This window comes from Methylotenera mobilis JLW8, from assembly GCF_000023705.1.
GTDB lineage: Bacteria > Pseudomonadota > Gammaproteobacteria > Burkholderiales > Methylophilaceae > Methylotenera > Methylotenera mobilis.
The window spans coordinates 990987-1017731 of sequence record NC_012968.1; the positions used below are offsets into that span (position 1 = coordinate 990987).

A 26745-nucleotide genomic window follows, 5' to 3' on the forward strand; every position below is an offset into this window, starting at 1 on the left:
TTAGGCAGCGAGTAGTTGGCTTGAGATGATATTAATCAAAGTAAGCTGCTTTTGTATATTTGTTTTGAGCATTAAGCATTCGCTGCCTTCAGAATAATGTCATTATCTAAAACTAGCGGCAATCACATGTTATATTGCTATTTGCTCGTTAAACTATGGCTGAAATAGGGTAATGGTTAAAACTAAAAATAATACAAATCCTGCTTTAGATGAAATGAACGCCTTGTTAGCGTTGTTTAATCAAAGAAAATTCCCTGACGCCTTGGCATTAGCTTTATTGATGGTGAAGCAATACCCTAAGCATGGTTTTGGTTGGAAAGTGCTGGGTGCTATCTATCAAAATCAAGGTGCGGTGGATTTGGCGCTGCAGGCATTAAAAAATGCGGCACAATTTTTGGCTGATGACTATGAAGTGCAATATAACCTGGGCAATTGTTTTTACGACCAGCAGCAGTTAGAGGCGGCGGTTAGCTGTTATCAAAAGGCGATTCAACTTAATCCTGGATTTGCACAAGCGCATTACAATTTAGGCAATGCGTTTAAAAATCAAGAGTTATTAGAGCAGGCTGAGCTGAGCTATAAAAATGCATTGCGTTTTGATGCCAATAACATTTGGATTTTTGATAACTTAGCACACGTACTTTACGAGCTTGGTCGTTTTGCTGAGGCAAAGGTTTATTACGAGCAAGCATTAGCCATACAGCCAGATTTTGTTGCTGCGCATATTGGATTGGCTGCCGTGGCTAAAGCCTTGGGGCGGCTGCAAGAGGCTGAAGACGGTTTCAAGAAGGCGATTGAAATAGGTGCCGAGTTTGAAGCCTATGGCAATCTGGCAGATTTGCTACATGCCGATGGTCGACTAACCGAGGCTGAAGCATGCCTACAGGCCGCAATCACAACATATCCGCAGTCGGTTGATGCGCAAGTCAAAATGGCCGTGTTTTTAAGGACGCTAGGCCGAGTTCCCGAGTCTATCCCATACTTTACCCAAGCATTATCTATCGACCAAACACGTAAAGATGTGTACGTTGACCTTGGCTTAGCCAAGGCTGAACAAGGCTTTTTCTCCGAGGCTGAAGTGTGCTATCGCCGCGCATTAGAGTTGGCACCGGATTATTGGTTGGCTTATAACAATTTAGGTTTGGCTTTACACCGCATGGAGCGCTACCAAGAGGCTGAGCAGGCATTTGATCAGGCCATTAAGCTACACCCTGAGGAAGCACTGCTTTACAGTAACTTAGGGCTAACTTTAGCGGCATTAGGGCAAATAAAAAGAGCGGAAGCCATGCTCCTCAAGGCGATAGAAATCATGCCTGAGTATGTGAATGCGCATATCAATTTGTGCACCAATTACATCGCACAAGGCCGCTTGGATGAAGCTGAGCAGGAGTGCTTTGAAGCGCTTAAGTATGACCCTGCCTCCAATAAGGCCCGAAGTAATTTACTGTTTGCGATGAATTATTCTGGACATCATAGTGCAGAGTACCGCTTGCAACAGGCGATAGAGTTCGACAAGGTGGTAACAGACAAGGTAGCTCAACCATATACGAGCTGGCAATCATGGCAAAATGGCCGGAGATTACGCATAGGCCTGATGTCTGGCGATTTGCGCCAACACCCGGTGGCATATTTCCTGGAGCATTGGGTACGGAATATTGATTTTTCTAAATTTGAGCTCACTGCCTATTTAACTGATATTCGTGAAGATGCGTTTACTGGCCGTCTTAAACCAAATTTTGCACATTGGAAATCGCTGGTCGGCATGAGTGATCATGCTGCGGCTGAGCTGATTCACGCCGATGGCGTTGATATTCTATTTGACCTTTCCGGGCATACATCGGGTAACCGTCTACAGATACTTGCTTGGAAGCCCGCGCCTATACAGGTGAGCTGGCTGGGTTATTTTGCGACCACGGGGATGAGGGCGCTGGATTATTTTATTGCAGATGAAGTTGGCGTGCCGCCCGAGCATCAGCAGCATTTTGTCGAAAAAATAAAATATGTACCGGATACTAGACTGTGCTTCACTGCGCCGCATGTGGCGATCGATGTTTCTGCCTTGCCTGCAATTGCGCGAGGCCATATTACCTTTGCCAGTTTCCAGACGTTGGCTAAAGCTGGCGATGATGTGCTTGCGTTATGGGCCGAGGTGATGCGTGCGTTGCCAGATTCCAGATTGCGCTGGCAATGTAAATCGTTTGGCGATGCTAATGTGGTAGCAAATATGGCGGCCAAATTTGCCAAGCTAGGGATAGATGTAGCTAGGCTGAGCCTGCTCGGCGCGGTATCACGTGAAAATTATTTTGCTTCACATCACGATGTAGACATGATCTTGGATACATTTCCCTATCCGGGCGGTACCACCACCTGTGAAGCGCTGTGGATGGGTGTACCTACACTGACACTGGCTGGCGATAGTTTAATTGCACGGCAGGGTGCAAGCATGCTTACTGCCGCCGGCCTCGCGGATTGGGTGGCGGAAACTAAGGCAGAGTATTTAGATAAAGCCTTGAAGCACTGCAGCGACTTGGGACGGCTTTCTGATTTAAGAGCAGGGCTTAGAGCGCAAGTGCTGGCTTCTCCTTTGTTTGATGCCGAGCGCTTTGCTATGAACATGGAAACAGCCATGCTGGAAATGTGGCGTGCATATACAGATAAATTAGAGGGCGACAGTAGCGTGCAGCCAAAATCAGTAAGTAATCAACTAGCAACCGATCAGCCGCAAGTGCCTGATAGCCACGAACGTCATGTGCAGGTTGTGAGTGCGACGCGATATTCAGAAGAAGATTTTTGGCACAAGTCTGCACTTGGTTTGTCACTGCATCGACACTTGAAGCAGGATAGCGGTATCACGGTAAGTGTGGCATTTAATAACACGCTAGGACTCTCTGCGGTATTTAACCGCGCCATAGCGCAAGCAGATGAGCGTGCGATTCTGGTGTTTGTGCACGATGATGTGTGGATAGATGAAGCAAACTTTGGTGACACCCTAGCTGCAGGCTTGGCACATTTTGATGTGATAGGGGTGGCTGGTAACAAACGCAGGCTGCCTAACCAGCCGGCTTGGCTGTTTACTGATACAGCGCTCACTTGGGATGAGCCAGAATACTTGAGCGGCACGGTGTCACATGGCCCGCATGCTTTTGGCGAAGATAAATATTACGGTGAAGTACCTGCTGTGTGTGAGTTGCTGGATGGTGTATTTCTTGCTGTAAAGAAATCTGTACTTGATGCGGCACAAGTCAGTTTTGATCCGCAGTTTGACTTTCATCTGTACGATATAGACTTTTGCCGCAGTGCCAGAGCAGCAGGGTTGAGTTTGGGTACATGGCCTATCAAATTAACGCACCAGAGCAAGGGAGCCTTTGGCTCGCCGCATTGGGCGCAGAAGTGCCAACTGTATTTTAATAAGTGGGAAAGTGATAGCGCGCAACAAATCGCGTTGCACGACGCTATGCATGAGGTGATGCAACTCGCTGACGATAACGAACAGCAAGGGCAGTATGAGCAAGCCGCACTGTTTTATCAGGAGGTGTTGAAAATACAGCCTGACCATGCCGAAGCTAATTATAAGTTGGGGGTGCTGGAGTTTAACCTGAATGGCGTGGCGGTAGCATTACCGAGATTTGAAGCCGCCGTGCAAGCGCAACCAGAAAACGAGCAGTATTGGGTCACTTATATTGATGCGTTGATGCAGTCTGCAGATGTGGCCACGGTATTAGAAGCTTTAGAGTTAGGGCAGAAATTTGGCCTTACGACAGAAACGGCACAAATCATTGCTGCCGATTTCTTAGCGCAGATAGACACTCAGAAATCTGTAGTTGCTACTAATCCTTTATGCTCAAATGAAGCTATCAAGCAATGTTTGACGGAGATGCTGAGCAATAATATCAATGCCATTAACGATGCGTTGAGTCAAACTGATAGAAACAGTATCGCCCCGCACCTAGATTTATCTGTATTCGAGCCCACTATTGAGGCATTGCTTTGCGATAATGAGCAGAATGAAATTCTAGCGCTGATTTATAAGTCGATTAGTGCCATTAAGTTACAGCCCGAGTTTGTTGGCACCAAAGTTTTCACGCCATATTTTGATCAAGTGTTAGCAGGGATAGATTTGGGGCTCACTAATATCGTAGCGAGAGATCGCAAACTGGCCAACGTTGTGATTGCCTCAGAGGTTTACGACTATGGAGGTCATACCAAAGTGATTCAAGAGATTCTTGCTGCGGTTGAGAACCCCATTTTAATCATCACCGACATCTACGACCGTTTTGCTAAGAATCAATTATTTGAAAAAGTTGCCTCGGCATTTAAATGCCCAGTAATGCTACTGCCAACAGAAGCTTATATAGACAAGGCAGCAAGGTTAGCGGCTTTTATTAACAGTAGCGCAAAAAATGTATTTGTTCTGCCCCACCATGAAGATGCAGTAGCAATCGCAGCATGTCAAAAGTCATTAGATACTAAGTATTACTTTGTACACCATGCAGACCATAATCCGGCATTAGGGAGTACTGTTGCACATTTTGATCATGTAGACTTATTTGAGCCTATGGCCAAGTTGTGCGCACAAGATCTGAATAAACCAGTGACTTTCTTACCGACATCTTCCGATGATTTGGGTGTTAAAGAATTTAACTATCCAGTTCAAACGTTCTCTACGGTTACTGCCGGCTCAGCTGGTAAATTTGCAATGAGCGGCGAGCTTAGCTTAGGCAACATAGTGCGAGCGTGTCTGCAAACTTGTGGTGGCAAACATTACCACTTTGGTGATTTGTCTGCTGAGCAGATGCAGGCAGTGCAGGATACGTTAGCCCAGTCTTCGATCGACCCCGCCTTATTTTTGTATGTGGGTAATGTGCCATCGTTATGGGAAGGGCTACGTACGATTGATGCGCATATTTTTCTAGGCTCAGCCCCCACGCCAGGTGGTAAGTCCAATTTGGAAGCTGCCGGTGCTGGATATCCTTTACTTGCTTATGTGCCAAGCGATGCGCCACGCTACCTGTATGTAGGTGCTGAGGCGCAAGTCGGTATAACGTGGTCTACGCTAGAGGAGCTTGTGTTAGGTTTGAAGCAGGTGATGGAACAACATGCACAGTTCTCTGAGCAATCTAGGCAGTTTTATGTATCAAATTGCTCTAGTGATATGTTTAAACAAAAGCTAACACAGTTATGTGATGTAGCTTAAGCATTGATTTTAATATTAAATCTGAAGTAGTGATTAAGGTTTTTCATGTCCAAAAAAATTCATCCACTTGCTGACTGCCAGTCTGAACATATCGGTACTGATACGCAAATATGGCAGTTCACCGTGGTGCTAGCTAATGCCAAGGTAGGCAATAACTGCAATATCAACGCACATTGTTTTATCGAAAATGAGGTGGTGATTGGTGATAATGTCACGGTTAAATGCGGTAATTATCTGTGGGATGGTATTACGATTGAAGATGATGCCTTTATCGGCCCGAATGTCACCTTTACTAATGATCGGTACCCAAAATCTAAAAATACGGCATTTAAGTTAGAAAAAACGGTAGTGTGTAAAGGTGCATCTATTGGTGGCGGAGCTGTGTTGTTGCCGGGCCTTAGAATTGGTGTCGGTGCGATTGTCGGCGCTGGTTCTGTTGTTACAAAAGATGTTGCTGATCATGAAGTTGTGATTGGTAATCCAGCTAAGCCAAAGAGAGGTTAGCAGCAGAATGAGCGAAGCTATGGATGAAAGAAAGTTTGATATATTTGAGCTGGGTACTGTTGATGATACGGTAGCTCAATTCGGTGGCAAAAAATTAAAAGAAGAGGTTACCTATATTACGCCTGCCATTCCGATGTTTGGTGAGCCGTGCCTTAACCCTAATGTGTTCAGTAGCCATGAGTTAACGCATCCTGCTGTTTATAGCGCAGTGGTTAAGGACGTTAAGATTATAGGCGCAGCGGCTTTTCCTATCATTCAAAATAAAAGTATCTGCCACCAATATTTTTCCACTGAATATTGGGAGACATCAGAGCAAGCTACATTGAGTTGTTACATTAAGCAAGATCAAAACATGATCGGCTATCGTAATATAAAAGAGCGAAACAATTACGCATGTAGCGTTATCAATCTTGTAGGTAATGGGTCATATAATTATGCTCACTGGATGACGGAATTTCTGCCTCAGCTGGTATTACTTAAGGAAGCAGGAACCAACCTATCCTGCTATAAAGTGGTGGTTGATTCAAGGTCATACCCCAGTATGTTAGATGCTCTGTTTTTATTAGGGATTACAGAAGATCAGCTGATCAAAATAGATGCCATGTCGTTAAATACCTTCCCTGAAGGGCTGTGGGTGAGTCCCGTGGCAAATGTTGTATTTCAGCGACCCAATGCTATTTCTTCGGACGCTTTGCATCAGCTAGCTGAGCCACAGCATGCGATTTTTCATCCAGATGCTTTAATCGCGACTAGAAATACTTTTTTGGCGTTGGTAGCACAGCACGATTGTGAGACTGCACCAGAGAAAATTTTCATCAAACGATTTTCAGGTAGACAATATCACGCGCGTGCTGTGGTGAATGAAGCTTTGATACAGAAAAAACTGGAGGCAGAAGGTTTCGTAAGTATTGACCCTAGTACTTTAAGTTTTACTGAGCAAATCAGAGTGTTTAGTAAGGCAAAGTATATTGTGTCAGCCTCTGGGGCAGCTTTGCTTAATATGATTTGGGCGCCAGTGGGCGCAAAAATTATTGTGCTGATGAATGATGCCAAAGTGGTTAATTATTGGTATTTCAGTAATATCGCTTTTGCAGTTGGGCACCAACTGAGCTATGTACTGGGTAAGGCAGTGAATACTGGAAATTGGAATGATATTAATCATGCCGACTTTATGATTGACTATCAATGTGTTTGCCAAGCACTTAATGCAGCTGGGCTTAGTGTGGCGCTTGCCAATATTACTTCTCAAGAAGAGCTGAAGCAGTTGCCTGTAGAGGAGGTGCTTAAACATGCGGTACAGCTTCAGCATGATAGTTTGTTTGAGCTGGCGACTGTTGCATATAAAACTATTTTAGCAAAAGTACCTAACCATGCAGAGGCTAATCATCATTTTGGGGTCATGGTTGCACAAACCGCAGGGGCAGTAGATGCCTTGCCTATGCTGGAAACAGCGATTACAAGCAAACCAGAGTGCGAGCAATTTTGGGTAACCTACATTGATGCATTGGTGATGTCTGGCGCAATACCACAAGTGGTTGATGCTTTAGTATTAGGGCTTAATTTTGGTTTGGCTGCCACTACGGCAGAAATCTTAGGGCAGGATATTTTTTCTCAACTACATACTACACAGGCCGATGATGATAAAAAGCGCTTACTAGCTTTGGTTATGCGCTTAAAGCATGCAAGATTGCTTAATGAAAAACAGTCACTCTCTAAAATTAAAGTGCTATTTTTTGTACTGCAAAAAAGTGTATGGAAGTTAGATACTGTGTTTCGAGCAATGTTAAGTGATCCATTGTTCGACCCGGTCATGCTGGTTTGTCCCTGTGTTTCGCTCCAGCATGAGGAAATGATGGCAGAGTTGGAGGGCACCTATCAGCACTTTCAGAAAAAGGGCTATCCTGTTATTAATTCATATATGCAGGAGACAGATAGCTGGATTGAGTTGCAGACACTTGCCCCAGATTTGATTTTCTTTACTAATCCGCACGGTATTACTCGGCCTGAATATTACGACGTGGCCTATATGAATTATTTGTCTTGCTACGTGCCGTATGACCATCAGGTTTCCCAATACAATAATAATCAAGAGCAATACAACCAGTGTTTTCATAATGCAATGTGGCAGATATTTGTACCGCATACTGAATCTAAAGATATTTTTATCCATACAGCTATGACGCAAGGTGCTAATGTGAGTGTGACAGGTTATCCAGCTTGCGAGCCCTACGTTGATAGCATCTTGCCAAGTACATCTGTTTGGAAGCCACAAGACACAAATAAAGCTAGATTTATCTGGGCGCCACATCACACCATTAACTCTCCCGAGTTGCCTTATTCAAACTTCTTGCGCTATGCAGAATTGTTTCAGCAATTGGCTTTGCAGTATGCAGATACTGTGCAGTGGGCGTTTAAACCGCATCCTATGCTCAAGTCTAAGCTTTATGAATATGAAGGATGGGGCAAAGAAAAAACTGATAGCTATTACAAATTTTGGGAAAGTCAGCCCAACACACAGTTAGAGAATGGTGAGTACCAAGATTTATTTATAGCGTCCGATGCGATGATTCACGACAGTGGCTCATTTCTTGCAGAATACTTATATTTAAAAAAACCGGTGTTGTATTTAGTTGCCGCAGTTAATATCAAAGATTATCTCAACCCCTTTGGTGTACAAGCCTTTGATGTTTGCGAGCATGCATACACCAAAGAAGACATTATTTGTTTTATCGATACCTTTTCAAATGTGCCAATGACTAAGGTTAATATGTTTTACCAGAACCAGATTGCACCTTACTTTGATGGGGTAAAACCTTCGTTAAAGATAATCGCTGATATCAAACTGAGTTTTGGTCATTAATTTATGTGCGGTTTTTTATTCCAAGTTTCGGCATCAACTCCTGTCAATACGCAGCTTTTCTCGCAAGCGCTTGATTCCATGCGCTGGCGCGGGCCAGATGCGCAGAGCTTGGTGACTGAGCAGCATGGGAAAGTGAAAGTTGGGCATTGCCGTTTATCCATCATCGATCCCCTAGCTAGATCGGATCAGCCGATGCTGTCAAACTGTGGCCGATATCTGATCGCGTTTAATGGCGAAATCTATAATCACTTAGATCTAAGGCGGGAGCTTGGTCTGCAGTGTAGAACTACCTCAGACACTGAAACCATACTGGAAGCCTACGTCAAAATTGGCAAGCAAGTTTTCCCAAAACTGGATGGTATGTTTGCTCTGGTTATCTATGACAAACATACCAGCAAATGGATTGCCGCCAGAGATGCGTTTGGCATCAAGCCCTTATTTATTTATAAGAGTAAAGAGAGTGTAATTTTATCCTCTGAAGCTTCTGCTATTGCGTTCATGACTAAGGCTGATGTTTCTATGCAGTCTATAGAAGAGTGGCGTTTGATTCGGCGCCCAATTCCCGGTAAGACCTTTTTTGAGGGGGTGGATGAACTACTACCAGGTACTGTGATAGATAGTGATGGTAATGCAACTGGCCACTGGCAGTGGGCAGCATCTGAACACATATTTAATCAGGAGCAGTTCGAAGATTTACTTACTAAATCGGTAAAAGCGCATGAGTTAAGTGATGTTGAGAATGTATCGTTATTGAGTGGAGGCTTGGATAGTGCCCTCATTTCTGCGTTATCAACTGTAGAAAAGTGTTATACAGTAGGGTTAGTACAGAATAATGAGTTTTTAGGCGCGGAAGATACTGCGCAGCATCTGCAGCGCGATTTAATTAAAGTAAGTTTGAGTGAGGATGAGCTGGTAGCGGCTTGGCAAGATTTAACCAAGCTTCGAGGTGAGCCGATAGGTTTGCCTAATGAGGGCTTAATCTACAGTGTCTGTAAGGCAATGAGCCCGAAGCAAAAAGTGGTGTTAACGGGTGAGGGTGCCGATGAGTTGTTGTTTGGCTATGATGGTATTTACCGATGGGCGCTAGGAAGTACGCCGCTGGAGCCAGCTAGCTTTTTGAGTCGCTATGGTTATTCATCAGTGGCAGCAACAGAGCGGTTGTTAGACTATGTGAGTGACTTGATGCGTAATAAGCAATCGATTGATTTTGTTGAAGACTTTTTCTATCAGCTGCATTTGCCAGGCTTGTTGCGCAGAATGGATTTTGCTTCTATGGCTGCCTCAAAAGAGGCGCGAGTGCCGTTTGTAGATAAAGCGCTGGTGGCTTATATGTACCGTCAATCTGCGCAGATTAAGATTAACGATGAGCATTCAAAAATCCCGCTTAGGTTGTTTGCAAAGAAATTAGGTTTGGATGGAGCCTTGAATAGAAAAAAAATAGGCTTCAGTGCACAGTTAAATCAAGCAGCTTCAAGATATGATGATTATGGCAGTTTTCAAAAAATAATATTGGAGTCATTAAGATGGTAGTTGGCTATACAACTGGTGTATTTGATTTGTTTCACGTTGGGCATGTCAATGTATTGAGAAATGCCAAGTCGATGTGCGATAGGCTGATTGTTGGCGTGACTACGGATGAATTGGTTGCCTATAAGAATAAGAAGGCTGTGATTCCATATGAGGAGCGGGTGGAAATCGTTAGGGCTTGTAAGTATGTGGATTTAGTCGTGCCGCAGCAAAATATGGATAAGATGGATGCTTATAATCGCTATAAGTTTGACATGGTATTTGTTGGGGATGACTGGTATAAAACTGATAAGTGGCAAGAGTTTGACGATGCATTTACCTCTAAAGGGGTGCGAGTGGTTTATTTCCCATATACGCAAAATGTCTCTTCTACATTAATTAACGAGACTCTGCTAAAACTTAGAGGCATTGATTAATCATCAACTCAACAAACGTTCATCAAGCTTAATTTAAAAGAGTCCTAATCATGTCATTAGAAGATTGCAGAATTATTGAGTTACCTAAGATTCATAACCCACAAGGGAATCTGACTTTTATCGAGAGCGATTCACAAATTCCTTTTGCGATTCAGCGCGTTTACTATGTGTATGATGTCCCTGGTGGTGCGGAACGCGGAGGGCATGCGCACAAAGAGTTGCATCAGTTAATCGTTGCCATGTCAGGCAGCTTTGATATCACTCTTGATGACGGTAAAAATAAAAAGACATTTCATTTGGCGCGCTCTTATTACGGGCTTTATGTATGCCCTATGATCTGGCGGGAAATCGATAATTTCTCATCTGGTTCCGTGCTGATGGTGCTTGCTTCAAATAAGTATACAGAAGAAGACTATTACCGTAATTACGATGATTTTATGCGAGCTAGGTGGGTTAAATAGGTGACAAATGTAATGAATGAGGCAAAGGTGCCATTTTTAGACCTTAAGGCTGCTTATAGTGAGTTGCAACAAGCGTTAGATGATGCTGTGCTCAGAGCTAGTCGTTCAGGCTGGTACATCGGTGGCCCAGAAGTTGAGCGATTTGAAGCTGACTTTGCTGCTTACACTGAGGCTAAATATTGTGTAGGTGTGGGTAATGGCTTAGATGCTTTAACACTGGCATTACGTGCGCTAGATATAGGCGCGGGTGATGAAGTAATTGTACCTTCGCATACTTTTATTGCCACATGGCTGGCGGTGAGTGCTGTTGGTGCCAAACCGATTGCTGTGGAACCAGCAACTGATAGCTATAACATTGATATTGCTAGTATCGAGTGCGCTATTACGCCTCGCACTAAGGCCATTATGCCTGTGCATTTATACGGTATGCCGGTAGATATGGATGCAATTTGCGCCTTAGCCAAAAAGCATGGGTTGGCTGTTGTGGAAGATGCAGCGCAAGCTCATGGTGCCAAGGTGCGCGGGAAAAAGATTGGTAGTCACGGCGATATTGTCGCCTGGAGTTTTTACCCTGGCAAGAATTTAGGCGCTTTGGGTGATGGTGGTGCAATTACCACGAATAATGAGGCCATTGCTGCACGTGTGCGAGAGTTAGGTAATTATGGCTCCGCAGTGAAATATTACAACGACGAGCGTGGTGTTAACAGTCGCCTAGACCCCATTCAGGCGGCAGCACTTTCGGTGAAACTCAAGCATCTTGATGTATGGAATCAACGTCGTCAGCATATCGCACAAACCTATAATCAGGCATTGAGCGATTTAGCCTTAGGTTTGCCTCATGTGCCAGCGTGGGCTGAACCGGTTTGGCATTTATACGTGGTGGCTACGCCAGTACGTGAAGCCTTGCAATCACATTTGGCAGCAGCGGGTATACAAACGTTGATTCATTATCCGGTGCCGCCACATTTGCAAAAAGCCTACCAAACACTAGATATCAAGGCCGGAAGCTTGCCGGTGGCTGAGCGTTTGGCACAGCAGGTGTTGAGTTTACCTATAGGGCCGCATCTGGCTGCAGCAGATGTTGAACGGGTGCTGGCTGCGTTAGCTTCAGGCTCTCCAGTGGTCAGTCAAATATAGTTTTAGCTAACTAAACATTTTATTAACCAAACTTAATATATAGCAGTAATTTTTAAAAAGAGAATTTTTGAATGAAAACGTTTTTACATGTGGGCTGTGGTCCTCTTTATCTTGACCCAGTGACGCAGCAACCTAGTCGCCCACAGGGATTTGATCTTAATAGTTGGAATGAATTACGTCTGGACATTAACCCAGCAGTGAAGCCAGACGTAGTTGGCACCATGACGGATATGTCTGCAGTGCCTTCAGGCAGTGTGGATGCGATTTTCTCATCACATAATATTGAGCATCTTTATCCGCATGAGGTGCCAATTGCGTTAGCTGAGTTTAAACGCGTACTGCGCCCAGACGGTTTTGTAGTCATTACTTGTCCAGATTTGCAGTCAGTCTGTGCATTGGTTGCGCAGGGTAAATTAACTGAGCCTGCTTATATTTCTGCAGCTGGTCCAATTGCGCCTTTAGATATTTTATACGGTCACCGTCCGCCGATGAGCCAAGGTAATTTATATATGTCGCACCGTTGCGGCTTTACCCTTAACGTACTGCTTGGCACCTTGGAATCATCCGGATTTGCTAAAGTAGTTGGCAGCTGTAGGCCGGATTGTTTTGATCTATGGGCACTCGCTTGCGTGTCGGATATTAGCAATGAGCAATTATTAGGCTTAGCAAGGCGATACTTGCCAGAACAGTCTGCTGATATCAATCAAAGCGAACAAGCGGCGCAAGACATGCAGCAGGCAATTCAGGATGTATTAAGCCTCGCACAGACGCATCAGCAAAATGGTCATCTAGCAGAGGCGCAGAGTTTGTATTTGGAGATACTCAATATTGAGCCTCGGCATGCAGAAGCCAACTATGGCCTAGGCTTAATTGAGGTGAATTTGAAAAGTGCAGCAGACGCGCTGCCTCGCTTAGAGATTGCGGTAGAGTCTAACCCAGCAGTTGAGCAGTACTGGGTATCTTATGTCGATGCCTTAATGCTGTCTGGCATTACCCATTCTGTTCCAGATGTATTGGCGCTTGGTCAGCAACATGGCTTGCAACCTGAAACCGCACAAATATTAGCGAATGAGTTAGCTGAGCTGCTAGCAGCTAAGTAACTATTACGTATGGTGATGTCAGATGATGGATATGATGTACTAATATGATTCAGAGCGCTGAGGACATTACCCATACGCTACATCGGGCAGTACAGTTGCATGCGTCCGGTGATTTGCTTGAGGCTGAGAAACAGTTACGTGCCATACTGGAATCTGATCCGCTACAAGTCCAAGCTAATTACTACCTAGGCACGGTATTGCTCGAAAGCCTGCAAGCATTAGAAAGCTTGCCCTATTTCAATGCTGCGCTGGAGTCGGACCCTCAGCAGGCACAGCATTGGCTGAGCTATATTGCTGCTTTGATTGACGCTGAGCACTATGAAGATGCCAAACTGGTTCTGACGTATGGGCGTGATGCTGGTCTTGACGGTAAGTCTGTTGATTATCTGGAGCAGTTGCTGGCGCAGCGACAAGCCGAAAGCTTACAGTTAGCTGCCAAGACTGAGGCAATGCCAGCTGCGCATATGCAAGAAAAGCTGATTCAACTATTTCTCAACAAGCGTTATCAGGTAGCCGAGGCTGCATTACAGCCGCTGCTAGCAACCTATCCCAAATGGCTTGTCGGCTGGAAAATGCTGAGCGATATCCTATTAGTGCAAAAAAAGGATGCCAGATTGGCTGCAAGCCATGCCTTAGCATTAAACCAAGATGACGCACAGGAGCATTGCTATTATGGTTTGGTCTTAAAAGGGCAGGGTGATTTAGTGAACGCTGCTGCCACTTTTAAGCAAGCAATCGAGCTACAGCCAGATTATGCTGCGGCTTACAATAATTTAGGCATCGTCACTAAAGACATGGGGGATGTAGCGGCTGCCGTTGCTTATTATCGTAAGGCGCTCGCCATCAATCCTGGCTATGCTAGCTGTTACAGTAATTTGTTGTTTTGCCTATCACATACTGACATTGTAAGTGCTGATGATTTATTTATCGAGCACCGTAAATTTGGCGCTCAGTATGAAGCAGTCTATAAATCAGCGTGGCCTAAGCACTCACATCAAGCCGACGTGGCAAAGCGCTTGCATGTTGGCTTTGTTTCTGCCGATTTTAGAGAGCATTCTTTAGCCAACTTCTTTGAGCCTGTGCTTGAGCATTTATCACAAGTAGCCGATATCGCACTACACGCCTACGCAAACAATGCCATTGAAGATGGGGTAACGCAGCGACTTAAAGCTAAATTTAAATATTGGAATAAAGTCGATGACTTAACCGATGCTGCGCTTGCAGAAAGAGTCCGTGCAGATAAGATTGATATTCTGGTTGATTTAGATGGGCACACCGCGGGCAATAGGCTGATTAGCTTTGCCATGAAACCTGCACCCATCCAAATTAGCTGGCTGGGTTACCTTGCTACCACTGGTCTGACGGCGATGGATTACTATTTAGCAGATGCACACTTGTTACCGCCGGGGCAGTTTGATCAGCAGTTTACGGAAAAAATAGTGCAGTTACCGGCCAATGCGCCGTTTACGCCATCCGCTTTATCGCCAGCAGTGGGCGCTTTGCCTGCACTGAGTAATGATTTTATTACTTTCGGCTGCTTTAATCGCGTAGAGAAAATTACGCCTAGCGTTATTAAATTGTGGTCAGGCTTATTAAATGCGGTGCCAAACTCAAAACTATTATTGGGTGCAATGCCAAAAGATGGTAGTTATGACGGGGTAATTAACGAGCTTGCCAGCCATGCAATTAGTGCGGATAGGTTAATCATTCACCATCGCAGTACCATGGATAATTATTTAAAGCTGCATAATCTTGTTGATATTTGCTTAGATACTTTTCCATCCAACGGGGTGACCACAACTTGTCACGCAGCGTGGATGGGGGTGCCGACGCTGTGCTTAGAGGGGCAAAGCCTGATGAGCCGAGGTGCCATGGCCGTGATGCTGCATTTAGGTTTGCCTGAGTTTGTGGTGAAATCACATGATGATTTTATTAATAAGGGCATTGATTGGGCTGAGCATTTGCAATATTTATCTGAAGTGCGCGCAGCATTACGCAAGAAATTTAATGATTCCGCATTAAATCAGCCTCAGTTCATTAGCGAAAACTTAGTCTTAGCGTTACGCACCATGTGGGTTAGGTGGTGCAAAAAACAACCTACCATCTCGTTCAAAATACCAGATTAATGCTAAGTGAATTAATTTTATTAACATTTATAATCAATGTGTTGAATTGATTTTTTGCGTTTATTTTTCCATTAATATTCATCTTCTTATTAAATACGCATTAAAGATTTTTTTAATTGAACCGATATCCTAAACATCAGGATTGCTTAATCAACAGCTGATAAGGAAAGTGTAGTTAAGGAAATTCAGAATTTAAAAAATATTTGAATCTGACCCTAAACTTTCTAGAAAACTGTCCGATAAATGAAATAACAGCAGCGCAAATTGAACTGAATCTGCAAAGCTAACGGCAATAAGATGTAGTTGTAATTAACTAAATATTAGGAGAATCATCATGGCTTCAGTTATCAATACAAACATTGCGTCATTGAATACACAACGTAACTTAGCATCTTCACAAAGTGCATTAAACACATCATTACAACGCTTGTCATCAGGCTTACGTATCAACAGCTCAAAAGATGACGCTGCTGGCTTGGCAATTGCTACACGTATGGACTCACAAGTACGTGGTCAACAAGTAGCAATCCGTAACGCTAACGATGCAATCTCATTTGCACAAGTTGCTGAGGGTGGTTTAGCTAAACAAACTGACGCGTTGCAACGTATGCGTGAACTGGCTGTGCAATCACTAAACGGTACTAACACAAGTACAGACCGTGCAAACTTAGATGCTGAGTTTACACAGTTATCAGCTGAGGTTTCACGTCTTTCAACAGCTACTAAATTCAACGGTACTTCAGTGTTCGGCGCTGCTCAAACTTTCCAAGTTGGTGCTGACGCTGGTGACACCATCACTACTGCTTCTGTAGCAGCAGCGACTATCTCAGGTAACGTATCATCTGTTGCTTCTGCTTCTACAGCGATTACTGCAATTGATGCTGCACTTACAGCTGCAAACACAAACCGTGCAACATTGGGTGCGATCCAAAACCGCTTTGAGTCTGTAGTAAGCAACCTACAAATTTCAGTAGAAAACCAAGCAGCAGCTAAATCACGCATCATGGATGCTGACTTCGCGGCAGAAACAGCTAACTTGACACGTGGTCAAATCTTGCAACAAGCAGGTACAGCGATGTTAGCGCAAGCAAACTCACTACCTAACAACGTGTTGTCACTGTTAAGAGGTTAAGTTTTAATAGCGTAAAGCCCTTATCCCCCACTGGACTGATCATCCAGTGGGGTTTTTAGGAGAATAAATCATGTTTAGTACACCAGTAGATGGTTATGGTGCAGTAAAAAATCAGGCCGCCGTGCAAAATATTGCCGGGGGCCCAAATGCCATTTCAGGCCCGACAGGCGCTAAGGCGGTGGAAAATGTGAAACCGGAAACCAGGCAGTCTGCAGAGATAGATAAAACTGCATTATCCAATGCAGTAAACAAGCTGAATGAACTTGTAGCGCCAGCGTTACAAACTGTTCAGTTTAAGATGGATGAAGAGTCAGATCGTGTGATTGTTCAAGTAGTGGATACTTCAACCGATAAAGTATTAAGGCAAATACCAAACGAAGAGGTTTTAGCATTTTCTAAAACTTTGGGTAGGTTGCAAGGTCTAGTAGTAAGGGAACAAGCCTAAACTTGTAATAAGAGGCTTGTTTTGATGCTTTATTGAGTAAATGAATTATTGTTTATAATCTATGCTTGTTAAATTAAATGTATTTGTGTTGTTTCGTGTGCAAAATGTGACAGACATTTAACAAGTAATTTTAACGAGGAGAATCAATATGGCTACAACTTCAGGAGTGGGTTCAGTCCTTGATGTTACTAGCATCGTTTCTAGCTTGATGAGTGTTGAAAAAGCTCCTCTAACTAAAATTGCCACACAAAAAACAGCATATCAATCGCAAATTTCAGCATATGGTACGCTTAAAAGTGCGTTGTCGACGTTTCAAACTTCTGTAAATGCACTTTCAAGTTTATCTAAATTCAACGCCCAGAGCGTTACATCAAGTAATACCAGCGTACTAACTGCTAGCTCCAACGGTACAGCTACAGTTGGCAGCTATGACATCAATGTCAGTCAGCTGGCTAAATCCCAGAAATTAAGTGTTGGCGGTTTTTCCAGCGTTTCTGATGTGGTTGGCACCGGTAGTCTTACCATTTCGTTCGGTACATTTACACCAGAAGTGGCTGTGCCATTTACTGCAAGTTCTTTTGCTCCAAACACGGCTAAATCCGACATTAATATCACTATTGATAGTTCCAACAATACATTGGCCGGTGTGCGTGATGCGATTAATGCGGCTAATGCTAGCGTTAACGCTACTATTGTGAATGACGGCACGACTAATCGCTTGGTGATCACTTCAAAAGATACCGGCGAGGTGAACAGCCTTAAAATTGCCGTGACTGATAGCGATGGTAACAATTTGGATGCATCTGGCTTATCCAAGCTGGCTTATGATCCGCAGGCCACTGCTGGCAACGGTAAAAATTTGACAGTATTGCAGGATGCTAAAAACGCGCTTTTAAAAATCGATGGTATTGATATCGTTAAGTCTAGCAACTCAATCTCTGACGCTATTGATGGTGTGACATTGAATCTATTGGGTTTAACCGCTGGTAACGCATTGAATCTATCTGTTGCAACCAACCAAGATGCGGTAAAAACTTCGGTCAGTTCGTTTGTAGATGCTTACAATAAATTAGACACCACCTTACGTAGCCTAACGAAGTTTGATGAAACTGGTCAGGCGAACGGTGCTTTATTGGGCGACTCTACCGCGCGTTCTGTGATTAATCAGATTCGCGCTGTGATGAATACTGCAATCAATAATGGCAGCTCTGTCAATTCGCTTACCCAAATAGGTGTGAGCTTTCAGCGTGATGGTAAGCTGAGCTTAGACAGCACTAAATTTGCTAGTGCTGTGAGCACTAACTTTAATGATATAGCAAGCTTATTTGCTGCTAGCGCTAGGGCAACAGACCCGCAAGTGAGTTTTGTGAGCAGTTCCTCTAAAACCAAAGAGGGTACCTACGCAGTTTCTGTAACACAGCTTGGTTCTACTTTGGTCAATGCGCAGGGCACGATTAATGGCGTGACGGCTGCGGGTAGTACCACTACCTTACGAGGTGCTGTGGGTGATGATAGTGAAGGCTTAACCGTGAATGTGGCTGGTGGCGCGACAGGTGCGCGTGGCACTGTGAGCTTTAGTCTGGGTTATGCTGCAAAATTAGGTACGTTATTAGATAGTTTGTTGAGTGAAGATGGTATCTTGGCTGCAAGAACCGATGGTATCAACACTTCGATTAAGCGACTGGATACCCAGAGTGAGCGTATTAGTTCACGTTTGACAGCTATAGAAGATCGATATAGAGCGCAGTATTCTAGGCTTGATGTTCTACTGACAAACATGTCGACCACAAGTACTTTCCTTACGCAGCAAATAGCGGCGCTTAATGCAAAATAGTCAATTGAAGAGGTTATCGTTATGTTCGGACTAAACCAAAAAGGTGTTAACGGATACGCTAAAGTTGGTGTAGAGACAGGTGTGCTGGCTGCGAGTCCGGTTAAGTTGATTGTGATGCTTTATGATGGTGCTATTTCAGCCTGTCACAGTGCGGTTGCCAGTATGCAACGTATGGACATAGAGCAAAAAGGTGCGATGTTGTCTAAAGCGATTATGATTATTGAAAGTGGCTTGCGACTAAGCTTAGACAGAAAAGCTGGTGGCGAGATTGCAGAAAGTTTGGATGCGCTTTATGCCTACATGAGCAGTAGATTAGCTGCCGCTAATGTCCGTAATGAGCCGGCACCCGTGCAAGAAGTAATTAAATTACTGTTGGATTTAAAGGGAGCATGGGAGGCGATTGATAGTAATAAAGCAACGGCTCAGGTGTTGAATCAGGCAAAAGGTACCCAGCAGGGATATACGCAGCAGGCGAAGGTTTAGTGAGGGATTAAAGTAATGGAATATCAGAATACTATTCAGCTTTATGAGACGGTTGCTAAGATTATGCAGCAGATGTTGCTTGCTGCAAAAATGGAAGATTGGGATAAGCTAACAGAACTTGAGGCTTTTTGTGCGCAACATGTGGCAACCTTGAAGACCATGGAAAATGGGCAGCCTTTGCCAAATGACGCATTGAAGCGCAAAGTAGCGAGCATTAAAAGCATACTGGCTGACGATCGCGAAATTCGCAATTTAATTTCACCTTGGATGGCTAAATTAAATGCTTTGATGAATGCTAATCAAACCGAAAGACGACTGACACAAGCCTATAGTCAGTAATTGTAATTTTTATGCTTAAGCTACCAGACAATCTAAGTATTAGTCCTGGTCCAGTACCGGTCGGTAGAGTAATACCCGTATTAGCTGTTGATAACATCGGGGCTACGTTACAAGAGTTAAATGCCAGAGCTACGCAATTTGTAATCGGTCGCGAATACACCGCACAAGTTGTTTCCAAAGTTGATGACCGTGCTTATCTGGTGAAAGTAGATAATGCGGTGTTGAAGATGGAGCTAGGCGACACAGCGCAAGCGGGTCAATCGATTAATCTGCGTTATATCAAAGACGGTCCAGCGCCAACCTTTTTCTTTATGCCCCAAGTAACTGCGCCCGCAGAAGGGTCACCTGAGATTAGCCAAGGTGCCCGCTTAATCGGACAGTATCTGCAGGAAGCTGAAAAAAACCAAGTGTCAAACAAGTATGAGGCGGCAGCTATTGTCACTCATAGCCCCAAAGAGCCTCTGGCGGTGGCGCATGGGTTAAAGCAAGCCATTAGTAATAGCGGTCTGTTTTACGAGTCTCACTTAAATGAAATGCTGCAAGGCGGACGCTCTGTAGCTACTATCATGCAAGAACCTCAAAATCAGCATCAAACCCTGAGTCAAATTGCTGCGCTAACATCACAGCAGCTTGCGGTGTTAGAGCAAAATCGGATTAATTGGCATGGTGAGGTGTGGCCTGGACAGATGATGGATTGGGATGTTTATATGGAGTCGCGCGATAAAGAGCGTGGTGAGGCAGCGGATGTACCGCGTGAGGACAGTGAGAGGCCTGTGGTGAGTGAGGTAAAGCTAGACTTCCCAAATTTGGGTGTGGTTGCTGCCAAATTAACCATCATCAATGGCTACGTGTCTATTAATCTACGAGCGGAGCAAGATGCGACGATGGATGAGCTCAGGAATAAAAGTCGCGCTTTAACTCAGGCGATTAATAATACTGGGTTGAAATTAGACGGTTTGATTATTTCAGCATATGAGTAAATCGGACGAACATAAGCGGTTGAACCCAACCTTGGGGCTTGCCCCCAATCGGCATGCCCCCTTTAACCCGAATCAGCAAGCAATAGCGTTAACCTATGCGACGGGTGATTATGCGCCACGTGTGGTGGCTAAAGGGCGTGGTTTAATTGCTGAGCAAATCATCGCTAGGGCGAAGCAGCATGATGTGTTTGTGCATGAATCTAAAGATTTGGTCGCGCTGCTGATGCAAGTGGACTTAGATGACCACATTCCACCTACGCTTTACCAAGCAATCGCAGAGATTTTATCCTGGCTCTATCGCATGGAAGAGGGTAGAGCCGGTGCCATAAGTGACGAATTGCCTGAAGGCTAAATCTGCATACTCATGATGTCTTGATAAGCAGAAACTAACTTGTTGCGTACCTGAATAGTTGCCTGAAATGAAATATTTGCTTTTTGTCCGGCAATCATTACGTCAGATAAGCTGACGCTATCGTCACCTAAGGCAAAGTTCTTGCCTAATGTTTCAGCACTTTTCTGTACTTGGTTTACTTGATCAAGTGATGCTTTTAATGCGTCTGCAAAATCAACCTTTCCGGTGCTTTTATTTGCGCCGATTGGAGAGGCTAAGTTTGCGATACTCTCTGCTTGTGGACGTTGTGCTGCAGCCCTCATTTGCGCAAGCATAGACTCTATTGTGCTTGAATCAATACCACCTGCCTTCATGATTGACCTCCTGTTAATATCTAACCTAAAATTTCTCACTGCTAATGTAACATCTAATTGAAATACCAAGTTGGTAAATAAGAAGAGTAAAATCACTCTATTCGTGGGTTAGATGTGTGATGGAATTGGCATAATGTGGTTTAAGTAGTGGTTAAACCGCCTTGATTTGTAGTAGTGTGTTTAGAGTCTAATGGAGAAATTAAATGGCAGCAGCTGACGCCGCCTTGGCGAATGAAGGCAGTACTGGCGTATTAGCCCAGATGGGAGGTAAATTGCTTTTAGTAGCAGGGATTGCCGCTGTCGTTGCTGTGATGGTTGTGTTTTGGCTGTGGAGCCAACAGCCAGACTATCGAGTGTTGTTTTCTAATTACTCTGATAAAGACGGTGGGGCTATTGTGGCTGCACTGGAAAAATTGAACGTACCTTATAAGTTTTCTGATAGTGGTACAGCCATTATGGTGCCTGCCGCACAAGTCCATCAAGTACGCCTTAAGCTAGCTGCAGACGGGTTGCCTAAAGGCGGTAATATTGGTTTTGAGTTGTTGGAGAACCAGAAATTTGGCGTATCACAGTTTGTTGAGCAAGTGAATTTTCAGCGGGGCTTGGAAGGCGAGCTTGAACGCAGCATTCAATCTATCGCAGCCGTAGAGGTGGCGAGAATCCATTTGGCAATTCCGAAGCCATCGGTGTTTGTGCGCGATCAGCAAAAACCGACGGCGTCTGTACTATTGAATCTCAGACCCGGTAGAACATTAGATGCGCAGCAGGTAAGCGCCGTTGTGCATTTGGTTGCCAGCAGTGTGCCTAATTTGCCTACAACCAATGTTACCGTGGTTGACCAAAATGGCAACTTACTTTCAGATACTACTAAAAAAATGGGTGCGAAGAATTTAGACCCGGAGCAGTTGAAGTATGTGGAAGAAATTCAGCAAAGCATTGTGAAACGTGTTGAGTCAATTATTAGCCCGATTGTTGGGGCTAAGAATGTGCGAGCAGAGGCGAGTGCTGAAATTGACTTTTCTGTACAGGAGCAAGCGGCTGAGACCTACAAGCCTAACCAGCAGCCTGATGCAGCGGCTGTTCGCAGCATGCAAAGTAATGAAACAAAATCTGCAAATGGTGAGACTGCTGGTGTCCCTGGTGCGCTTTCTAATCAGCCACCACCAGCGGCGACCGCACCGATTACCACAGAAGCTAATGCCGACGCTAACGGTCAGCCTGCTAGTAATGCAACACCTACCAACACTGAGAAAAATCTGACAACGAACTACGAGGTGGATAAAACGGTGAGCTACAGACAGCAGCCGATGGGTGGTGTTAAACGCTTAAACGTTGCCGTGGTTGTGAACAATATGCCAGTGGTCGATAAAAAGACGGGTAAAGTGAGTTATCGAGCTTTAACCGTTGCAGAGAAAACGCAGATTAACGACCTTGCAATGCAGGCGATGGGTTTCAATAAAGAGCGCGGTGATTCGCTCGCTATCGTCAATACGCCGTTTGCTGGCGAGCCTCAAGAGGTGTTGCCTGCAATTCCACTATGGGAGAATCCGCGCGTGATTGAAAATGTGAAAGATGTGTTGCGCTTTGCAGTCGGTGTAATCGCACTGCTTATTATTTACCGCAAAGTTTTAAAGCCACTTTTAAATAAATTAACTACACCGCCTAAGGCGGCTGTTAATCAAGGTGAGGCACCTGATGCTGTCGTAAGTATTAGTGCTGATGGCAGCAATGCAGCCGAAAAACCAGCCTATACCCAAAAGATAGAAACAGCAAAACAAATCGCAAAAGATAACCCTAGAATGGTGGCGAGTGTGGTGGCCAACTGGACCAATGGAAACGAGTAACAATACATGAGTGATGCAGGTGTAATGAGAAGTGCTGTGCTAATGCTGGCTTTGGGTGAAGACGAGGCAGCTGAGGTGATGAAGTTTCTTAGTCCCAAAGAGGTGCAAAAGCTCGGGGCTGCGATGGCAACGTTGAAGTCAGTTGGACGCGAGCAAGTGGAAACCGTAGTGAACGAGTTTCTTGCAGAGGCGGAGATGAACAGCAATCTTGGTTTGGATTCAGATGAGTATATTCGTTCTGTATTAACCAAAGCACTGGGTGATGACAAGGCCTCTAGTCTACTTAACCGTATTCTACAGACGCGTGATGCAAGTGGTATCGAGAGCTTGAAATGGATGGACGCGCATACTGTGGCAGAGTTTATTAAAAACGAGCATCCACAGATTATTGCTACGATTTTAGTGCATTTGGAGCCAGATCAAGTGGCTGAAGTGTTTGGCCATTTTACTGATCGTTTACGTCAGGATGTGATGTTGCGCATTGCAACTTTGGATGGCGTTAAGCCGATAGCGTTGCGTGAACTAAATGACGTGATGACCAAGCTGCTTACAGGCAACGAAAATATCAAGAAGCAAACCATGGGTGGAGTGAAAGTGGCCGCCAATATCATGAACTTCATGAGTGGTGAGACCGAGGCTGTGGTGTTGGAAGGCCTTAGGAATTACGATGATGAGATGGCTCAGCGTATCATGGATGAGATGTTCGTGTTCGATAACATTATGGATATTGACGATAAGGGTATCCAAGTGATGTTGAGAGAGGTGCAGTCTGAGACCTTGATTATCGCGCTTAAAGGTACTACCGAAGAAATGCGCGAGAAAATATTTAAAAATATGTCTTCTCGTGCTGCTGAAATGATGCGTGAAGATTTAGAGTCAAAAGGGCCGGTCAAGCTTTCAGAAGTTGAGGCGCAACAAAAACAAATCTTGCAGATTGTACGTAGACTTGCCGACGAAGGGCAAATTCAGTTGGCGGGCAAAGGTGGCGATGATCAGTATGTATAAGGCACATTCGCATGGCTAATGCCAATATACCTAAAGAGCAGCAGAGTGCTTATGAGCGTTGGGAAATGGCCTCGTTTTCTGAGCTTGGTCATGCACACGGTGGTGGAATGGTGGCAGCCAGCCAACCTAAAAAAAAGGAAGTGCCATCTGCTAACCCTGCGGATGTCGCATTGGTTTTTGAGGCTACGCGCAAGGATGCCTACAATAAAGGCATGCAAGAAGGCTTTGCCGCCGGAATGGCTCAGGCTAAAGAGTTAGCACAAGCTGAGCGGGCGCAGTTTTTAGCACTGATGAATGCATTTAGTCATGCGCTGGAGAGTTCTGACGAGCAAATTGCTGAAGATGTACTTTCCTTGGCACTGGATATTGCAAAGTCTATGCTCAAGGTGAAGTTAAACGTTGATAAGAAGGTACTGCTTCCCATCGTATTGGATGCTATCCACTACCTTCCACAAATTCAGCGGCCGGCTAGAATTTTAGTTCACCATGATGATATGCATTTATTGCGCGAGCACATGGCGGATGAAATCGCTAATGATCACTGGCAAATACATGAAGACAGTAGTATAGAGCGTGGCGGTTGTTTGGTAGAGACTGGCGCAAACCATGTGGATGCTACTAACGCTATGCGCTGGAAAAGGATTACCGAGGCCTTGGCACAAAGTAATGATTGGCTATTACCATGAGTGATGAGGTGCTAGAGCTTGCTGAGAGCCGGCACTTGAATGTGCACCAGCAACGCTGGCGTAGTCATATTCGCGATTGTAAAGAAATTTTACGCATCGTCGAGCCACTAGAAATTGCGGGACGTATTGTCAAATTGACGGGTCTTGTGATGGAAGCTGTGGGGATTAAGCTACCAATTGGCAGCGCCTGTTATGTGCCGCTGGCAGAAGGCAGGCGTGTGGAAGCCGAGGTTGTAGGGTTTGATGGTGAGCGCATGTTGTTAATGCCGCAAAGTAGCGTTGATGGCATTACACCAGGTGCTAAAGTATTTGCATTGGAGGTGGCTGAGAGTCTGCCTAAGCCGCACCATGGTCAACCGCCGCGTCGTCGTGCTACCGATAGGGCGCGTCATTTACCCGTTGGTGCCGATTTGTTGGGTAGGGTGGTGGATGGTGCTGGTAATCCGCTGGATGACTTGGGTGATATTAAGCCAAGCCAAAGCTCGGCATTAAATGCGCGGCCAATGAACCCACTCATGCGTGCACCGATAGAAGAAGTGTTGGATGTAGGTGTTCGTGCCATCAACAGCATGTTGACGGTGGGACGTGGTCAGCGCATGGGGCTGTTTGCTGGCTCTGGTGTCGGTAAGAGTGTGCTACTTGGTATGATGGCACGCTATACCACTGCTGACGTGATTGTCGTGGGTTTGATTGGTGAGCGTGGGCGTGAGGTACAAGAGTTCATTGAGCAGATTTTAGGGCCAGAAGGTCTTGCGCGCTCGGTGGTTGTGGCTGCGCCTGCGGATGCCCCGGCGTTGATGCGTTTACAAGGAGCGAGTTATGCCACTACTATTGCAGAAAGCTTTCGTAATGAAGGTAAAAACGTACTGCTGATTATGGATTCGCTAACGCGTTATGCGATGGCGCAGCGTGAGATTGCGCTGGCAATCGGTGAGCCGCCTGCCACCAAAGGTTATCCACCTTCAGTGTTCGCCAAGTTGCCGGCATTGGTGGAGCGTGCTGGCAATGGTCGTAGGGGTGAGGGGTCAATTACTGCGTTTTATACAGTGCTGACCGAGGGGGATGACCAGCAAGATCCGATTGCGGATGCTGCACGCGCGATTTTAGATGGCCATATCGTGTTAAGCCGTAGCTTGGCAGAAAGCGGGCATTACCCGGCGATTGATGTTGAGCAGTCTATTAGTCGAGCTATGCACAATATTACGAGCCCAGAACATCAAAAGTTAGCGCGTAAACTAAAACAGCTAAACTCGCGTTATGCACGTAGTGTAGATTTAATTAATGTGGGTGCTTATGAGGCTGGGAGTGATGCTGTGTTGGATATGGCGATTTCTAAGCATGAGCTAATCGAGAGGTTGTTGCAGCAAGACGTGGCAGAACGCTCTGATTGGGAAGAGAGTTTACAGTTTTTGGCAGCAGTCATGCATGGCGTACCATTGAGTTGATTGTTAGGCATTATTCTTAGTGAGCATAGCGAGGGGCCATCTTATGACGACAAAATCTAGCAACGTATTAAAAATGTTAGAAGAAATTGCAGCCAGAGAAGTAGAGTTAGCAACGGAAGCATTGGCCAAGGCCATGAAAGTTGTAGATGAGGCGCAAGGGAAATACGATATGTTGTTAGAGTATCGTAAAGGTTATCAAGATAACTTGGCTGCAAATCTTGCTAAAGGCATGACAGCTGAAGCGTATCAAAATTTCCAGAATTTCTTTAAGAAACTAGATCATGCAATTGCCGGTCAGAGAGATGTCGTGTTGATTGCTGAGCAGCAGGTGAAGGTGCACCGTACATTATGGCAAGAAAGCCAGCGTAAAAAGTTGTCTTATGATGTGTTGATTTCACGCTCAGACAAACGTATTGCCAAAGTAGAGCAAAAGCGCGACCAGAAATTAATGGATGAATTTGCAACACGCATGTCGCGTATGAAGCGTTAAGTTTAGCGCTAGATTTGTAGAACTAGCCATGA

Annotated in this window: 22 protein-coding genes; 21 read left to right on the forward strand and 1 reads right to left on the reverse strand. The window is 44.9% G+C overall.

Going from position 1 to position 26745, the window contains the following annotated elements; translation table 11 throughout:
• Nucleotides 1–172: 172 nt before the first annotated feature.
• From MMOL_RS04630 to MMOL_RS04705, 16 genes are all read left to right on the forward strand, one after another.
• Nucleotides 173–5194, forward strand: coding sequence for an O-linked N-acetylglucosamine transferase family protein (locus MMOL_RS04630; RefSeq protein WP_015831855.1), 5022 nt, complete (start codon nt 173–175; stop codon nt 5192–5194).
• Between the two features lie 45 nt (nt 5195–5239).
• A complete protein-coding gene (locus MMOL_RS04635; RefSeq protein WP_015831856.1) occupies nt 5240–5698 on the forward strand; it encodes an acyltransferase in 459 nt (152 codons plus the stop codon).
• Nucleotides 5699–5705: 7 nt separating this feature from the next.
• The gene (locus tag MMOL_RS11895) at nt 5706–8558 is read left to right on the forward strand and encodes a glycosyltransferase 61 family protein (protein ID WP_049764470.1); all 2853 of its coding nucleotides are present in this window, start codon (nt 5706–5708) and stop codon (nt 8556–8558) included.
• 3 nt (nt 8559–8561) lie between these two features.
• Complete coding sequence (gene asnB, locus MMOL_RS04645; protein WP_015831858.1) at nt 8562–10088, forward strand: asparagine synthase (glutamine-hydrolyzing); 1527 nt, start codon at nt 8562–8564, stop codon at nt 10086–10088.
• Nucleotides 10082–10501: an FAD synthase family protein gene (locus MMOL_RS04650; RefSeq protein WP_015831859.1), complete on the forward strand. Its 420-nt coding sequence runs from the start codon at nt 10082–10084 to the stop codon at nt 10499–10501. The genes asnB and MMOL_RS04650 overlap by 7 nt, the downstream gene beginning before the upstream one ends.
• 50 nt (nt 10502–10551) lie before the next feature.
• A complete protein-coding gene (locus tag MMOL_RS04655; RefSeq protein WP_015831860.1) occupies nt 10552–10962 on the forward strand; it encodes a sugar 3,4-ketoisomerase in 411 nt (136 codons plus the stop codon).
• 12 nt (nt 10963–10974) lie between these two features.
• Entirely contained in the window at nt 10975–12099 is a 1125-nt protein-coding gene (locus MMOL_RS04660) for a DegT/DnrJ/EryC1/StrS family aminotransferase (RefSeq protein ID WP_015831861.1), read from the forward strand.
• Nucleotides 12100–12170: 71 nt separating this feature from the next.
• Nucleotides 12171–13199, forward strand: a complete 1029-nt coding sequence (locus tag MMOL_RS04665) for a class I SAM-dependent methyltransferase (protein WP_015831862.1) — start codon at nt 12171–12173, stop codon at nt 13197–13199.
• 44 nt (nt 13200–13243) lie between these two features.
• Nucleotides 13244–15325 carry a tetratricopeptide repeat protein gene (locus MMOL_RS04670; protein ID WP_015831863.1) on the forward strand — a complete coding sequence of 694 codons (2082 nt, stop codon included), beginning with the start codon at nt 13244–13246 and terminating at the stop codon, nt 15323–15325.
• 334 nt (nt 15326–15659) lie between these two features.
• Entirely contained in the window at nt 15660–16457 is a 798-nt protein-coding gene (locus tag MMOL_RS04675) for a flagellin N-terminal helical domain-containing protein (protein ID WP_015831864.1), read from the forward strand.
• A 70-nt stretch (nt 16458–16527) separates the two neighbouring features.
• A complete protein-coding gene (locus MMOL_RS04680; RefSeq protein ID WP_015831865.1) occupies nt 16528–16902 on the forward strand; it encodes a flagellar protein FlaG in 375 nt (124 codons plus the stop codon).
• Nucleotides 16903–17050: 148 nt separating this feature from the next.
• Nucleotides 17051–18736 carry a flagellar filament capping protein FliD gene (gene fliD, locus MMOL_RS04685; RefSeq protein WP_015831866.1) on the forward strand — a complete coding sequence of 562 codons (1686 nt, stop codon included), beginning with the start codon at nt 17051–17053 and terminating at the stop codon, nt 18734–18736.
• Between the two features lie 21 nt (nt 18737–18757).
• Nucleotides 18758–19219, forward strand: coding sequence for a flagellar export chaperone FliS (gene fliS, locus MMOL_RS04690; protein ID WP_015831867.1), 462 nt, complete (start codon nt 18758–18760; stop codon nt 19217–19219).
• 15 nt (nt 19220–19234) lie between these two features.
• Complete coding sequence (locus MMOL_RS04695) at nt 19235–19558, forward strand: flagellar protein FliT (RefSeq protein ID WP_015831868.1); 324 nt, start codon at nt 19235–19237, stop codon at nt 19556–19558.
• 11 nt (nt 19559–19569) lie between these two features.
• Nucleotides 19570–20538, forward strand: coding sequence for a flagellar hook-length control protein FliK (fliK, locus tag MMOL_RS04700; RefSeq protein ID WP_015831869.1), 969 nt, complete (start codon nt 19570–19572; stop codon nt 20536–20538).
• Nucleotides 20531–20890, forward strand: a complete 360-nt coding sequence (locus MMOL_RS04705) for an EscU/YscU/HrcU family type III secretion system export apparatus switch protein (protein WP_015831870.1) — start codon at nt 20531–20533, stop codon at nt 20888–20890. The genes fliK and MMOL_RS04705 overlap by 8 nt, the downstream gene beginning before the upstream one ends.
• Here the strand turns inward: MMOL_RS04705 and fliE are convergent.
• A complete protein-coding gene (fliE, locus tag MMOL_RS04710) occupies nt 20887–21243 on the reverse strand; it encodes a flagellar hook-basal body complex protein FliE (protein ID WP_015831871.1) in 357 nt (118 codons plus the stop codon). The two genes, MMOL_RS04705 and fliE, sit on opposite strands and share 4 nt — an antisense overlap.
• A gap of 203 nt (nt 21244–21446) precedes the next feature.
• On the opposite strand from fliE, the gene fliF reads away from it, so the two are divergent.
• From fliF to fliJ, 5 genes are read left to right on the forward strand one after another with little or no spacing between them, the layout of a single operon-like run.
• Entirely contained in the window at nt 21447–23087 is a 1641-nt protein-coding gene (fliF, locus tag MMOL_RS04715) for a flagellar basal-body MS-ring/collar protein FliF (protein ID WP_015831872.1), read from the forward strand.
• A gap of 6 nt (nt 23088–23093) precedes the next feature.
• Nucleotides 23094–24092: a flagellar motor switch protein FliG gene (gene fliG / locus MMOL_RS04720; RefSeq protein WP_015831873.1), complete on the forward strand. Its 999-nt coding sequence runs from the start codon at nt 23094–23096 to the stop codon at nt 24090–24092.
• A gap of 11 nt (nt 24093–24103) precedes the next feature.
• Nucleotides 24104–24778, forward strand: coding sequence for a flagellar assembly protein FliH (locus MMOL_RS04725; protein ID WP_015831874.1), 675 nt, complete (start codon nt 24104–24106; stop codon nt 24776–24778).
• A complete protein-coding gene (fliI, locus tag MMOL_RS04730; RefSeq protein WP_015831875.1) occupies nt 24775–26223 on the forward strand; it encodes a flagellar protein export ATPase FliI in 1449 nt (482 codons plus the stop codon). The genes MMOL_RS04725 and fliI overlap by 4 nt, the downstream gene beginning before the upstream one ends.
• A 43-nt stretch (nt 26224–26266) precedes the next feature.
• Entirely contained in the window at nt 26267–26713 is a 447-nt protein-coding gene (fliJ, locus tag MMOL_RS04735; RefSeq protein WP_015831876.1) for a flagellar export protein FliJ, read from the forward strand.
• The last annotated feature ends 32 nt before the right edge of the window (nt 26714–26745 follow it).

Excerpts from the sequence above, each read along its gene's own strand:
- MMOL_RS04630 (WP_015831855.1), top strand. The coding sequence starts at position 173 with ATGGTTAAAACTAAAAATAATACAAATCCTGCTTTAGATGAAATGAAC.
- MMOL_RS04635 (WP_015831856.1), top strand. The coding sequence starts at position 5,240 with ATGTCCAAAAAAATTCATCCACTTGCTGACTGCCAGTCTGAACATATC.
- MMOL_RS11895 (WP_049764470.1), top strand. The coding sequence starts at position 5,706 with ATGAGCGAAGCTATGGATGAAAGAAAGTTTGATATATTTGAGCTGGGT.
- asnB (WP_015831858.1), top strand. The coding sequence starts at position 8,562 with ATGTGCGGTTTTTTATTCCAAGTTTCGGCATCAACTCCTGTCAATACG.
- MMOL_RS04650 (WP_015831859.1), top strand. The coding sequence starts at position 10,082 with ATGGTAGTTGGCTATACAACTGGTGTATTTGATTTGTTTCACGTTGGG.
- MMOL_RS04655 (WP_015831860.1), top strand. The coding sequence starts at position 10,552 with ATGTCATTAGAAGATTGCAGAATTATTGAGTTACCTAAGATTCATAAC.
- MMOL_RS04660 (WP_015831861.1), top strand. The coding sequence starts at position 10,975 with ATGAATGAGGCAAAGGTGCCATTTTTAGACCTTAAGGCTGCTTATAGT.
- MMOL_RS04665 (WP_015831862.1), top strand. The coding sequence starts at position 12,171 with ATGAAAACGTTTTTACATGTGGGCTGTGGTCCTCTTTATCTTGACCCA.
- MMOL_RS04670 (WP_015831863.1), top strand. The coding sequence starts at position 13,244 with ATGATTCAGAGCGCTGAGGACATTACCCATACGCTACATCGGGCAGTA.
- MMOL_RS04675 (WP_015831864.1), top strand. The coding sequence starts at position 15,660 with ATGGCTTCAGTTATCAATACAAACATTGCGTCATTGAATACACAACGT.
- MMOL_RS04680 (WP_015831865.1), top strand. The coding sequence starts at position 16,528 with ATGTTTAGTACACCAGTAGATGGTTATGGTGCAGTAAAAAATCAGGCC.
- fliD (WP_015831866.1), top strand. The coding sequence starts at position 17,051 with ATGGCTACAACTTCAGGAGTGGGTTCAGTCCTTGATGTTACTAGCATC.
- fliS (WP_015831867.1), top strand. The coding sequence starts at position 18,758 with ATGTTCGGACTAAACCAAAAAGGTGTTAACGGATACGCTAAAGTTGGT.
- MMOL_RS04695 (WP_015831868.1), top strand. The coding sequence starts at position 19,235 with ATGGAATATCAGAATACTATTCAGCTTTATGAGACGGTTGCTAAGATT.
- fliK (WP_015831869.1), top strand. The coding sequence starts at position 19,570 with ATGCTTAAGCTACCAGACAATCTAAGTATTAGTCCTGGTCCAGTACCG.
- MMOL_RS04705 (WP_015831870.1), top strand. The coding sequence starts at position 20,531 with ATGAGTAAATCGGACGAACATAAGCGGTTGAACCCAACCTTGGGGCTT.
- fliE (WP_015831871.1), bottom strand. The coding sequence starts at position 21,243 with ATGAAGGCAGGTGGTATTGATTCAAGCACAATAGAGTCTATGCTTGCG.
- fliF (WP_015831872.1), top strand. The coding sequence starts at position 21,447 with ATGGCAGCAGCTGACGCCGCCTTGGCGAATGAAGGCAGTACTGGCGTA.
- fliG (WP_015831873.1), top strand. The coding sequence starts at position 23,094 with ATGAGTGATGCAGGTGTAATGAGAAGTGCTGTGCTAATGCTGGCTTTG.
- MMOL_RS04725 (WP_015831874.1), top strand. The coding sequence starts at position 24,104 with ATGGCTAATGCCAATATACCTAAAGAGCAGCAGAGTGCTTATGAGCGT.
- fliI (WP_015831875.1), top strand. The coding sequence starts at position 24,775 with ATGAGTGATGAGGTGCTAGAGCTTGCTGAGAGCCGGCACTTGAATGTG.
- fliJ (WP_015831876.1), top strand. The coding sequence starts at position 26,267 with ATGACGACAAAATCTAGCAACGTATTAAAAATGTTAGAAGAAATTGCA.